Genomic DNA, 9,573 nt, shown 5'->3' with positions numbered 1-9,573 from the left:
CGCGAAGGCGGCCGTACCGTCGGCGCCGGCGTCGTCGCCAAGGTCATCGCGTAAGTACCGAGCGTCAGACAGGACACAGGACAATGGATAGTCAGAATATCCGCATCCGCCTCAAGGCGTTCGATCATCGGGTGCTCGATCAGAGCACAAGCGAGATCGTCTCCACCGCCAAGCGCACTGGTGCGCGCGTGCGTGGCCCGATCCCGCTGCCGACCCACATCGAGCGGTTCACCGTGAACCGTTCGCCGCACATCGACAAGAAGTCGCGCGAGCAGTTCGAGATCCGCACCCACAAGCGTTTGCTCGACATCGTCGATCCGACGCCGCAGACCGTGGACGCGCTGATGAAGCTCGACCTCGCCGCCGGCGTGGATGTCGAGATCAAGCTGTAAGGGGAATTGGACCCATGCGGACCGGATTGGTTGCACGCAAGCTGGGGATGACCCGGCTGTTCTCGGAGGACGGCACACATGTGCCCGTCACCGTGCTGAAGGTGGACAATTGCCAGGTGGTGGCGCAGCGCACCGCTGAGAAGGATGGCTACACGGCTCTCCAGCTCGGCGTCGATGCCGCCAAGCCGAAGAATGTCACCAAGGCCCTGCGCGGCCACTTCGCCAAGGCGAATGTCGAACCCAAGCGCAAGCTTGTAGAGTTCCGCGTTCCGGCCGAGGCGCTGGTGGAAGTCGGTGCCGAACTGTCGGTGGAGCATTTCATCGTCGGCCAGTTCGTCGATGTGACGGGCACGACGATCGGCAAGGGCTTTGCCGGTGTCATGAAGCGGCACAATTTCCGCGGCCTCGAAGCCAGCCACGGCGTGTCGGTCAGCCATCGTAGCCACGGTTCGACCGGTCAGCGCCAGGATCCGGGCAAGGTGTTCAAGGGCAAGAAGATGGCCGGCCATATGGGCGACCGTCAGCGCACCCAGCAGAACCTGCAGATCGTGCGCACGGACGCTGATCGCGGCCTGATCATGGTCAAGGGCAGCATTCCCGGCTCCGAGGGTCAGTATGTGGTGGTCCGTGACGCGGTGAAGAAGCCGCGCGCCAAGGATCTGCCGATGCCGGCCGCTCTCAAGGCCGCCAAGTAAGGGTAGATGATCATGGCTGAGACAATCGAAGTCGCCGTGACGACGCTGGAGAACAAAGACTCGGGCAAGCTCGCGCTGTCCAAGGACGTGTTCGGCCTGCCGCCGCGCGCCGACCTGCTGCAGCGCTACGTGATCTGGCAGCTTGCCAAGCGCCAGCAGGGCACGCACAAGACCAAGACCTATGGCGAAGTTGCAGGCTCGACCCGCAAGATCGTCAAGCAGAAGGGGTCGGGCGGCGCCCGCCACGGCGGTGTTCGCGCTCCGCAGTTCCGCGGCGGTGGCAAGGCTTTCGGCCCGGTGCCGCACAGCCACGCCATCGACCTGCCGAAGAAGGTCCGCAAGCTGGCGCTGAAGACCGCGCTGTCGACCAAGCTGGCCGAAGGCAAGCTGAAGATCGTCGATAACGCCGTTCTCTCGGTCGGCAAGACCAAGGAGCTGGCCGGCAAACTGAAGGGCATGGGCCTGGAGAGCGCGCTGGTCATCGACGGCAAGGTGCTGGACGAGAATTTCGCCCGCGCCATCCGTGCGATCCACAACGTCGACGTTCTGCCGGAGCAGGGCGCCAACGTGTACGACATCCTGCGCCGTGACACCCTGGTTCTGACCAAGGCCGCGGTCGAGGCTCTGGAGGCTCGCCTGAAATGACCAACGTGAACCACTATGATGTGATCCTCGCGCCGGTGATCACCGAAAAGGCGACCCGTACTTCCGAGTACAACCAGGTCACCTTCAAGGTGCCGCTGACCGCCACCAAGCCGCAGATCAAGGCCGCCGTCGAGGCGCTGTTCAAGGTCAAGGTGAAGGCTGTCAACACGCTCCGCAGCAAGGGCAAGGTTAAACTGTTTCGTGGCGAACCGGGCCAGCGCTCGGATTGGAAGAAGGCGATGGTTACCCTCGCCGACGGCCACAAGATCGACGTGACGACGGGGATCTAAAGCCATGGCGTTGAAGACTTACAAGCCAGTTACGCCGTCGACCCGCGGCCTCGTGCTCATCGACCGTTCGCAGCTCTACAAGGGCCGTCCGGTCAAGGAGCTGACCGAGGGCCTGAAGAAGACGGGTGGCCGCAACCATTTCGGTCGTATCACGACCCGTCACATCGGTGGTGGCCACAAGCGCCGCTACCGCATGATCGACTTCAAGCGCCGCAAGTTCGATATCGGCGCCGTGGTCGAGCGGATCGAGTATGATCCGAACCGCACCGCCTTCATCGCGCTGATCAAGTACGATGACGGTGAGCTCGCCTACATCATCGCCCCGCAGCGCCTGAAGGCCGGCGACCGCGTGGTGTCGGGCGAGAAGGCCGACATCAAGCCGGGCAATGCGATGCCGCTGAAGTCGATCCCGGTCGGCACCATCATCCACAATGTGGAGATGAAGCCGGGCAAGGGTGGCCAGATGGCCCGTTCGGCCGGCAGCTTCGTGCAGCTGGTCGGCAAGGATCAGGGCATGGCCCTGGTGCGCCTGGCTTCGGGTGAGCAGCGTCTGGTGCAGGCCGAGTGCATGGCCACCATCGGCGCCGTGTCCAACCCGGACAACCAGAACACCAAGCTTGGCAAGGCTGGCCGCAAGCGCTGGATGGGCGTTCGCCCGACCGTTCGCGGCGTCGCCATGAACCCGATCGACCATCCGCATGGTGGTGGTGAAGGTCGCACTTCTGGCGGTCGTCATCCGGTGACCCCGTGGGGCAAGAACACCAAGGGTAAGCGCACGCGTAACAACAAGCGGACGCAGAATATGATTCTGCGCCGTCGCCCGCCGGGCAAGCACAGCTGATCGGGCTAGGAGGTACATCGTGACTCGTTCTGTCTGGAAAGGCCCGTTCGTTGACGGGTATCTGCTGAGCAAGGCCGACAAGGTTGCGTCGTCGGGCCGCAAGGAGGTCATCAAGACCTGGTCGCGGCGTTCGACGATCATGCCGCAGTTCGTCGGCCTGACCTTCGGCGTTCATAACGGCAACAAGTTCATCCCGGTGAACGTGACCGAGGATATGGTCGGGCATAAGTTCGGCGAGTTCTCGCCGACCCGTACCTTCCCTGGTCACACCGCCGGCGACAAGAAGGCGAAGAAGTAACCATGAGCAAGCAGGCGCGCGAAACCCGCCTCGGCGAGAACGAGGCCATGGCCGTGGGGCGCAACATCCGTGTTAGCCCCCGGAAGCTTGGTGTGGTGGCCGGTCTGATCCGCGGCAAGCGGGTCGAGGCGGCCCTGTCCGAGCTCACCTTCTCCAAGCGTCGTATCGCCCAGGATGTCCGCAAGGTCCTCCAGTCGGCGATCGCCAATGCCGAGAACAATCATCAGCTCGACGTCGACCGCCTGGTCGTCGCCGAAGCCAGCGTCGGCAAGGGCCTGGTGATGCGGCGTTTCCACGCCCGCGCCCGCGGTCGCGGCGCGCCGATCCTGAAACCGTTCAGCCACATCACCATCGTGGTGCGCGAGCGCGAAGAAGAGAAGAAGGCTCCGGCCAAGGCCAAGTCGAAGGGCGCCAAGTCGGCCCCGAAGGCTGACACGGCTGAAGTGCAGAGCGGGGAGCAGGCGTAATGGGTCAGAAAGTCAATCCGGTCGGGCTTCGTCTCGGCATCAATCGCACCTGGGATTCCCGCTGGTATGCCAGCGACAAGGAATACGCAGGCCTGCTGCATGAGGATCTGAAGATCCGCAAGTATCTCGAGCAGCGCCTGGCCCAGGCCGGCGTCGCCCGCATCGTCATCGAGCGTCCGGCCAAGAAGGCCCGCATCACCATCCACTCGGCGCGTCCGGGCGTGGTGATCGGCAAGAAGGGCGCCGACATCGAGAAGCTGCGTTCCGACCTGGCCAAGATGACCAAGTCGGAAGTGCACCTGAACATCGTCGAGATCCGCAAGCCGGAACTCGATGCCAAGCTGGTGGCCGAGAATATCGCCCAGCAGCTGGAGCGCCGCGTGGCGTTCCGCCGCGCCATGAAGCGCGCCGTGCAGTCGGCGATGCGTCTGGGCGCCGGCGGCATCCGCATCAACTGCGGCGGCCGTCTCGGCGGCGCCGAAATCGCCCGCGTTGAGTGGTATCGCGAAGGTCGCGTGCCGCTGCATACGCTGCGCGCCGACGTCGATTTTGCCCGCGCCACCGCCAAGACTGCCTACGGCAGCTGCGGCGTGAAGGTGTGGGTGTTCAAGGGCGAGATCATGGCTCATGACCCGATGGCCCAGGACAAGCGCCTGGCCGAGCAGACCCAGGGTCACCAGGGTCATCAGGGCGGCCGTCAGGGCTGACCGGGAGTAACGAGAGATGTTGCAACCGAAGCGTACCAAGTTCCGCAAGGCCTTTAAGGGCCGTATCAAGGGCGTTGCCAAGGGTGGCACCGACCTCAATTTCGGCGCCTTCGGCCTGAAGGCGCTCGAGCCGGCGCGCGTCACCGCGCGCCAGATCGAGGCCTGCCGCCGTGCGATCACCCGCCACATCAAGCGCCAAGGGCGCATGTGGATCCGCGTGTTCCCGGATGTGCCGGTGTCGAAGAAGCCGGCCGAAGTCCGCATGGGTTCCGGCAAGGGCGCGCCCGAATTGTGGGTGGCCCGCGTCAAGCCCGGCCGCATCATGTTCGAACTCGACGGCATCCCGGCGAATCTCGCCAAGGAAGCCTTCCTGCTCGGCGCCGCCAAGCTGCCGATCAAGACCAAGGTCGTCACCCGCCTGGGTGAGGGAGCATAAGCCATGAAGAGCAGTGAACTGGTCGGTAAGACCAAGGACGAGCTGAACACCAAGCTTGTCGACCTGAAGAAGGAGCAGTTCAACCTGCGCTTCCAGAAGGCGACGGGTCAGCTGGAGAACACCGCGCGCGTCAAGCAAGTGCGCCGCGACGTCGCCCGAGTGCGCACCGCCCTGCATAAGCAGGCCGGCGCCAAGAAGGCGTAAGGAGAAATAGGATGCCGAAGCGCGTATTGCAGGGCGTCGTGGTGAGCAACAAGGGCAACAAGACCGTCGTCGTGAAGGTTGAACGACGCATCATGGACCCCGTCTACAAGAAGTTCATCCGTCGTTCGAAGAACTACCATGCCCATGACGAGAGCAATTCTCGGAAAGAGGGCGAGGTTGTGTCGATTCAGGAATCGAAGCCGATCTCCAAGCTTAAGCGCTGGATCGTCGTCGAAAACGCCTCCTGAACCGCACATAGATAGTTAGCGAGGTACAGGTCCAATGATCCAAGTGGAAACCAATCTCGACGTCGCCGACAATTCGGGCGCGCGCCGAGTCCAGTGCATCAAGGTGCTGGGTGGGTCCAAGCGTAAGACGGCCCAGGTCGGCGATGTGATCGTCGTGTCCGTCAAGGACGCGATCCCGCGCGGCAAGGTCAAGAAGGGCGACGTGCATCGTGCCGTCATCGTCCGCACGGCGAAGGAAATCCGCCGCGCCGATGGCAGCGCCATCCGCTTCGACCGCAACGCCGCCGTCCTGATCAACAAGCAGGAAGAGCCGATCGGCACCCGTATCTTCGGGCCGGTCACCCGCGAGCTGCGCGGCAAGGGCCATATGAAGATCATTTCGCTGGCGCCGGAGGTTCTGTAAGCCATGGCCGAAGCTATGAAGATCAAGAAGGGCGACAAGGTCGTCGTTGTGTCGGGCCGCTCGAAGGGCGTGGCCGGCGAGGTGCTGAGCGTCAGCCGCGAGACCAATCGCGTGACCGTCGCCGGCGCCAACAAGGTGACCAAGCATGTGAAGCCGAGCCGCACCGCGACCGGCGGCATCGAGCAGCGCGAAGCCCCGCTGCATGTCTCCAACGTGATGCTGGCCGATCCCAAGGACGGCAAGCCGACCCGCGTTGGCGTGAAATTCCTTGATGATGGCCGCAAGGTGCGCTTTGCCAAGCGCTCCGGCGAAGTCATCGATCGCTGATGGAGGCTGATATGGCCAATCTGCGTATGAAAGACATCTACGAACAGCAGGTCCGCAAGCAGCTGACCGAGAAGTTCGGCTACAAGAACTCCATGGAAGTGCCGAAGATCACCAAGATCGTCGTCAACATGGGCGTGGGCGAAGCGGCTCAGGATTCCAAGAAGATCACGGCTGCCGCTGCTGAAATGGCTGCGATCACCGGCCAGAAGCCGATCCTGACCAAGGCCCGCAAGGCGATCGCGAATTTCAAGCTGCGCGAAGGCCAGGCGGTCGGCTGCAAGGTGACGCTGCGCCGCGACCACATGTATGAGTTCCTGGACCGCCTGATCAACATCGCCCTGCCGCGCGTGCGCGACTTCCGCGGTGTGAACGGCAAGAGCTTCGACGGCCGCGGCAACTACGCGCTCGGCCTGAAGGAGCAGTTCATTTTCCCGGAAATCGATTACGACAAGGTCGATTCAGCCCGCGGCATGGACATCATCATCTGCACCACGGCGAAGACGGATGAGGAAGCCAAGGCCCTGCTGGCCGGTTTCCGCATGCCGTTCCAGAGCTGAGCCGAGAAGGGACACCGGATATGGCTAAGACCAGTGCTGTTGAAAAGAATGAGCGTCGCCGCAAGATGTCGGTGCAGTTCGCCGCTAAGCGCGCGAAGCTGAAGGCGACGATCAAGAACAAGAGTGTCACCCCGGAAGAGCGTTTCGAAGCGGCCCTGAAGCTGGCCGAACTGCCGCGCAACTCCGCAAAGATCCGTGTGCGCAACCGCTGCGAACTGACCGGCCGTCCGCGCGCCGTGTATCGCAAGCTGAAACTGTCGCGCAACATGCTGCGTGAACTGGCCTCGAGCGGCCAGATCCCGGGCATGACAAAGTCTAGCTGGTAAGGAGAGCAACAGATGGCTCTGACCGATCCCCTGGGCGATATGCTTGCCCGCATTCGTAACGGGCAGCAGGCGGGTAAGGCGGCAATCGCCTCCCCGGCTTCGAAGCTGCGTATGAACGTGCTCGAAGTGCTCAAAAAGGAAGGCTATATCCGCGGCTACGAGCTGCAGGAAGATGGCAACAAGCGCAACCTGCGCATCGAGCTGAAGTATTTCGAGGGCGAGCCGGTCATCAAGACCATCGATCGTGTCTCGAAGCCAGGCCGTCGCGTGTATTCGGCAATCAAGGACCTCGGCAAGGTGCGTGGCGGTCTCGGGATCTCGATCCTGTCCACCCCGCGCGGCGTGATGTCCGACACTGAGGCTCGTTCCGCCAATGTTGGCGGCGAAGTCCTCTGCCGCGTGTTCTAAGGAGCTGATCATGTCGCGTATCGGCAAGCATCCGGTTCCCGTGCCGCAGGGCGTGCAGGTCCAGTTGGCCGGCCAGACCCTGACCGCCAAGGGCCCGAAGGGCGAGCTCAAGCTCACCATCGTGGAAGATCTCGACGTCACGCTGGTTGACGGCAAGATCACCGTCAAGCCGCGTCAGGTCACCCGCCGCGCCCGCTCCATGTGGGGCATGCAGCGCACGCTGGTGAACAACCTGGTCAAGGGCGTCAAGGACGGCTTCAACGAGGAGCTGGAAATCAACGGCGTCGGCCTGCGTGCGGCGATGCAGGGCAAGAACCTGCAGCTGAACATGGGCTTCAGCCACGAAGTCATCTATCCGATCCCGGCCGGTATCGAAATCAAGGTGGAAAAGCCCACCTCGATCAAGATCTCGGGCGCGGACAAGCAGTTGGTCGGCAAGGTCGCCGCGGACATCCGCGGCATCAAGCCCCCGGAGCCCTACAAGGGCAAGGGCATCAAGTATGCCTCCGAGACCATCCTGCGCAAGGAAGGCAAGAAGAAGTAAGGGATGCCGCTATGAGCCAGAAGACTCGCCTGAACGCTCTGAACGAGCGCCGCAAGCAGCGCAACCGCACCAAGATCGTTGCCGCCGCGCATGGTCGTCCGCGTCTGAGTGTGCATCGCTCGTCGCGTTACATCTACGCCCAGGTCATCGACGACGTGAAGGGTGTCACCGTTGCTGCTGCCTCGTCGCTGGAAGCCGGCCTGCGCGGCTCGCTGAAGACCGGTGCCGACAGCAAGGCGGCCTCCGAGGTCGGCAAGCTGATCGCCGAGCGCGCCAAGGCCGCCGGTGTCACCGATGTGACCTTCGACCGCGGCGCCTATCTCTATCACGGCCGCATCAAGGCGCTCGCGGAAGCGGCGCGTGAAGCCGGTCTGAAATTCTAAGAAAGGTTTGGGTACAATGGCTGCTACTCAACGGGGTGAACGAGACGGACGCGATCGCGGCGACCGCGGTGGTGACCGCGACCGCGGCGAGAACGATCTCGTCGACAAGCTGGTCAGCATCAATCGCGTCGCCAAGGTGGTGAAGGGCGGTCGTCGCTTCGGTTTCGCTGCTCTCGTCGTCGTCGGCGATCAGAAGGGCCGCGTCGGTTACGGTTCGGGCAAGGCCCGCGAAGTGCCGGAAGCGATCCGCAAGGCGACCGAACATGCCAAGCGCAACATGATCCGCGTCAACCTGCGCGAAGGCCGCACGCTGCATCACGACATCGAGGGCCGTCATGGCGCCGGTAAGGTTGTGCTGCGTACGGCTCCGGCCGGTACCGGCATCATCGCCGGCGGTCCGATGCGCGCGGTGTTCGAAACCCTCGGCGTTGCCGACGTGGTGACCAAGTCGCTCGGCTCTTCGAACCCGCACAACATGGTGAAGGCGACCTTCGAGGCCCTCAAGGGCCTGAACGCCCCGCGCCATATCGCGTCCAAGCGCGGCAAGAAGGTGTCCGACCTGCTCGGCCGCAAGTCCGAGACTGAGGAGTAAGCCCCATGGCTGCAGCTAAGAAGACGGCCAAGGCGGCCGGCAAGACCGTGAAGGTCACCTGGATCCGTTCGGCCAACAAGCGCACTGCTGACCAGCAGGGCACGCTGGTCGGTCTGGGTCTGCGCAAGCTGCATCAGACCCGCGAGCTGGAGGATACCCCCTCGGTGCGCGGCATGATCGCCAAGGTGCAGCACCTGCTGCAGGTCGAAGGCTAAGGATCACAGGGCTGGCTCAGGCCGGCCCGAGCGGAAGGGTTAGGAACATGCGTCTCAATCAGATTGCCGACAACGAGGGCGCCCGCAAGAACCGCATGCGCGTCGGTCGCGGCATCGGTTCCGGCAAGGGCAAGACCTCTGGCCGTGGCGTCAAGGGTCAGAAGGCCCGCACCGGCGTCAGCATCAATGGCTTCGAAGGCGGTCAGACCCCAATCTATCGTCGTCTGCCGAAGCGCGGCTTCAATCCGCTGAATCCGGTCTCTTTCGAGACTGTGAATATCGGCCGGCTGCAGGCTGCCATCGACAAGAAGAAGATCGACGCGGCGCAGCCGATCGACGAAGCGGCGCTGAAGGCGGCCGGCCTGTGCTCGCGCAAGGCTGGCGGCGTGCGTCTGCTCGGCACCGGCGAGCTGAAGGCCAAGATCACCATCACCGTCAGCGGCGCCTCGGGCACCGCCAAGGCGGCGGTGGAGAAGGCCGGCGGCAGCATCACTACGCTGATCGCGGCGAAGGCCGATGCCGAACCGAAGGCCGAGAAGAAGGCCAAGGGCAAGAAGAAGTAAGACAGACCGTTCAGGTCCGTCGGCGGGGCTCA

21 protein-coding genes are annotated in these 9,573 nt (G+C 63.4%); all 21 read left to right on the top strand.

The genetic code is table 11. The features are described from left to right. Window positions 1–83 precede the first annotated feature (83 nt). Genes rpsJ through rplO form a run of 21 tightly spaced genes read left to right on the top strand, consistent with a single transcriptional unit; the run spans window position 84 to window position 9,541 of the window. Window positions 84–392, top strand: coding sequence for a 30S ribosomal protein S10 (gene rpsJ, locus OJJ21_RS13230; RefSeq protein WP_297687003.1), 309 nt, complete (start codon window positions 84–86; stop codon window positions 390–392). A 14-nt stretch (window positions 393–406) separates the two neighbouring features. Next, window positions 407–1,087, top strand: a complete 681-nt coding sequence (gene rplC / locus OJJ21_RS13225; RefSeq protein WP_297687001.1) for a 50S ribosomal protein L3 — start codon at window positions 407–409, stop codon at window positions 1,085–1,087. Between the two features lie 24 nt (window positions 1,088–1,111). Beyond that, complete coding sequence (gene rplD, locus OJJ21_RS13220; protein WP_297687008.1) at window positions 1,112–1,732, top strand: 50S ribosomal protein L4; 621 nt, start codon at window positions 1,112–1,114, stop codon at window positions 1,730–1,732. Continuing rightward, on the top strand, window positions 1,729–2,022 hold the full coding sequence (locus OJJ21_RS13215) for a 50S ribosomal protein L23 (protein WP_297686999.1): 294 nt from the start codon (window positions 1,729–1,731) through the stop codon (window positions 2,020–2,022). Before rplD ends, OJJ21_RS13215 begins: the two co-directional genes overlap by 4 nt. A gap of 4 nt (window positions 2,023–2,026) precedes the next feature. Beyond that, window positions 2,027–2,863 (top strand): 50S ribosomal protein L2, encoded by an 837-nt coding sequence (gene rplB, locus OJJ21_RS13210; RefSeq protein ID WP_297686997.1) that lies wholly within the window; start codon window positions 2,027–2,029, stop codon window positions 2,861–2,863. Window positions 2,864–2,882: 19 nt separating this feature from the next. Then, on the top strand, window positions 2,883–3,161 hold the full coding sequence (gene rpsS, locus OJJ21_RS13205; protein ID WP_297686995.1) for a 30S ribosomal protein S19: 279 nt from the start codon (window positions 2,883–2,885) through the stop codon (window positions 3,159–3,161). A 2-nt stretch (window positions 3,162–3,163) separates the two neighbouring features. Beyond that, entirely contained in the window at window positions 3,164–3,628 is a 465-nt protein-coding gene (rplV, locus tag OJJ21_RS13200; protein ID WP_297686993.1) for a 50S ribosomal protein L22, read from the top strand. After that, a complete protein-coding gene (gene rpsC / locus OJJ21_RS13195; RefSeq protein WP_297686991.1) occupies window positions 3,628–4,335 on the top strand; it encodes a 30S ribosomal protein S3 in 708 nt (235 codons plus the stop codon). Before rplV ends, rpsC begins: the two co-directional genes overlap by 1 nt. Before the next feature lie 16 nt (window positions 4,336–4,351). Next, window positions 4,352–4,771, top strand: coding sequence for a 50S ribosomal protein L16 (gene rplP / locus OJJ21_RS13190; protein WP_297686989.1), 420 nt, complete (start codon window positions 4,352–4,354; stop codon window positions 4,769–4,771). A gap of 3 nt (window positions 4,772–4,774) precedes the next feature. Then, the gene (rpmC, locus tag OJJ21_RS13185; RefSeq protein WP_297686987.1) at window positions 4,775–4,975 is read left to right on the top strand and encodes a 50S ribosomal protein L29; all 201 of its coding nucleotides are present in this window, start codon (window positions 4,775–4,777) and stop codon (window positions 4,973–4,975) included. Window positions 4,976–4,986: 11 nt separating this feature from the next. Then, window positions 4,987–5,223, top strand: coding sequence for a 30S ribosomal protein S17 (rpsQ, locus tag OJJ21_RS13180; protein ID WP_297686985.1), 237 nt, complete (start codon window positions 4,987–4,989; stop codon window positions 5,221–5,223). Between the two features lie 34 nt (window positions 5,224–5,257). Beyond that, the gene (gene rplN / locus OJJ21_RS13175; protein WP_297686983.1) at window positions 5,258–5,626 is read left to right on the top strand and encodes a 50S ribosomal protein L14; all 369 of its coding nucleotides are present in this window, start codon (window positions 5,258–5,260) and stop codon (window positions 5,624–5,626) included. Window positions 5,627–5,629: 3 nt separating this feature from the next. Then, the gene (gene rplX / locus OJJ21_RS13170) at window positions 5,630–5,953 is read left to right on the top strand and encodes a 50S ribosomal protein L24 (protein ID WP_297686981.1); all 324 of its coding nucleotides are present in this window, start codon (window positions 5,630–5,632) and stop codon (window positions 5,951–5,953) included. 11 nt (window positions 5,954–5,964) lie between these two features. After that, on the top strand, window positions 5,965–6,510 hold the full coding sequence (gene rplE / locus OJJ21_RS13165) for a 50S ribosomal protein L5 (protein WP_297686979.1): 546 nt from the start codon (window positions 5,965–5,967) through the stop codon (window positions 6,508–6,510). Window positions 6,511–6,530: 20 nt separating this feature from the next. Beyond that, a complete protein-coding gene (gene rpsN / locus OJJ21_RS13160) occupies window positions 6,531–6,836 on the top strand; it encodes a 30S ribosomal protein S14 (RefSeq protein ID WP_297686977.1) in 306 nt (101 codons plus the stop codon). 12 nt (window positions 6,837–6,848) lie between these two features. Next, window positions 6,849–7,244 (top strand): 30S ribosomal protein S8, encoded by a 396-nt coding sequence (rpsH, locus tag OJJ21_RS13155; protein ID WP_297686958.1) that lies wholly within the window; start codon window positions 6,849–6,851, stop codon window positions 7,242–7,244. A 10-nt stretch (window positions 7,245–7,254) separates the two neighbouring features. Next, window positions 7,255–7,788 (top strand): 50S ribosomal protein L6, encoded by a 534-nt coding sequence (gene rplF, locus OJJ21_RS13150; RefSeq protein ID WP_297686956.1) that lies wholly within the window; start codon window positions 7,255–7,257, stop codon window positions 7,786–7,788. Between the two features lie 29 nt (window positions 7,789–7,817). Then, window positions 7,818–8,171, top strand: coding sequence for a 50S ribosomal protein L18 (gene rplR, locus OJJ21_RS13145; protein WP_290817390.1), 354 nt, complete (start codon window positions 7,818–7,820; stop codon window positions 8,169–8,171). A 16-nt stretch (window positions 8,172–8,187) separates the two neighbouring features. Further along, window positions 8,188–8,763, top strand: coding sequence for a 30S ribosomal protein S5 (gene rpsE, locus OJJ21_RS13140; RefSeq protein ID WP_297686954.1), 576 nt, complete (start codon window positions 8,188–8,190; stop codon window positions 8,761–8,763). Between the two features lie 5 nt (window positions 8,764–8,768). Continuing rightward, entirely contained in the window at window positions 8,769–8,978 is a 210-nt protein-coding gene (gene rpmD, locus OJJ21_RS13135) for a 50S ribosomal protein L30 (protein WP_297686951.1), read from the top strand. Between the two features lie 47 nt (window positions 8,979–9,025). Further along, entirely contained in the window at window positions 9,026–9,541 is a 516-nt protein-coding gene (rplO, locus tag OJJ21_RS13130; RefSeq protein WP_297686949.1) for a 50S ribosomal protein L15, read from the top strand. Window positions 9,542–9,573: the final 32 nt, after the last annotated feature.

It is taken from the genome of Ferrovibrio sp. (assembly GCF_025869515.1).
Classification (GTDB): domain Bacteria; phylum Pseudomonadota; class Alphaproteobacteria; order Ferrovibrionales; family Ferrovibrionaceae; genus Ferrovibrio.
Note: the sequence above shows the minus strand (reverse complement) of the source record. Positions and strands in the feature narration are given on the sequence as shown.

Bases quoted from the DNA above. Each gene is read 5' to 3' on its own strand.
- rpsH (WP_297686958.1), top strand. From the start codon at position 6,849: ATGGCTCTGACCGATCCCCTGGGCGATATGCTTGCCCGCATTCGTAAC.
- rplO (WP_297686949.1), top strand. From the start codon at position 9,026: ATGCGTCTCAATCAGATTGCCGACAACGAGGGCGCCCGCAAGAACCGC.
- rplF (WP_297686956.1), top strand. From the start codon at position 7,255: ATGTCGCGTATCGGCAAGCATCCGGTTCCCGTGCCGCAGGGCGTGCAG.
- rpsC (WP_297686991.1), top strand. From the start codon at position 3,628: ATGGGTCAGAAAGTCAATCCGGTCGGGCTTCGTCTCGGCATCAATCGC.
- rplE (WP_297686979.1), top strand. From the start codon at position 5,965: ATGGCCAATCTGCGTATGAAAGACATCTACGAACAGCAGGTCCGCAAG.
- OJJ21_RS13215 (WP_297686999.1), top strand. From the start codon at position 1,729: ATGACCAACGTGAACCACTATGATGTGATCCTCGCGCCGGTGATCACC.
- rpsE (WP_297686954.1), top strand. From the start codon at position 8,188: ATGGCTGCTACTCAACGGGGTGAACGAGACGGACGCGATCGCGGCGAC.
- rplB (WP_297686997.1), top strand. From the start codon at position 2,027: ATGGCGTTGAAGACTTACAAGCCAGTTACGCCGTCGACCCGCGGCCTC.
- rpsN (WP_297686977.1), top strand. From the start codon at position 6,531: ATGGCTAAGACCAGTGCTGTTGAAAAGAATGAGCGTCGCCGCAAGATG.
- rplV (WP_297686993.1), top strand. From the start codon at position 3,164: ATGAGCAAGCAGGCGCGCGAAACCCGCCTCGGCGAGAACGAGGCCATG.
- rplN (WP_297686983.1), top strand. From the start codon at position 5,258: ATGATCCAAGTGGAAACCAATCTCGACGTCGCCGACAATTCGGGCGCG.
- rpmC (WP_297686987.1), top strand. From the start codon at position 4,775: ATGAAGAGCAGTGAACTGGTCGGTAAGACCAAGGACGAGCTGAACACC.
- rplX (WP_297686981.1), top strand. From the start codon at position 5,630: ATGGCCGAAGCTATGAAGATCAAGAAGGGCGACAAGGTCGTCGTTGTG.
- rplC (WP_297687001.1), top strand. From the start codon at position 407: ATGCGGACCGGATTGGTTGCACGCAAGCTGGGGATGACCCGGCTGTTC.
- rplP (WP_297686989.1), top strand. From the start codon at position 4,352: ATGTTGCAACCGAAGCGTACCAAGTTCCGCAAGGCCTTTAAGGGCCGT.
- rpmD (WP_297686951.1), top strand. From the start codon at position 8,769: ATGGCTGCAGCTAAGAAGACGGCCAAGGCGGCCGGCAAGACCGTGAAG.
- rpsQ (WP_297686985.1), top strand. From the start codon at position 4,987: ATGCCGAAGCGCGTATTGCAGGGCGTCGTGGTGAGCAACAAGGGCAAC.
- rpsJ (WP_297687003.1), top strand. From the start codon at position 84: ATGGATAGTCAGAATATCCGCATCCGCCTCAAGGCGTTCGATCATCGG.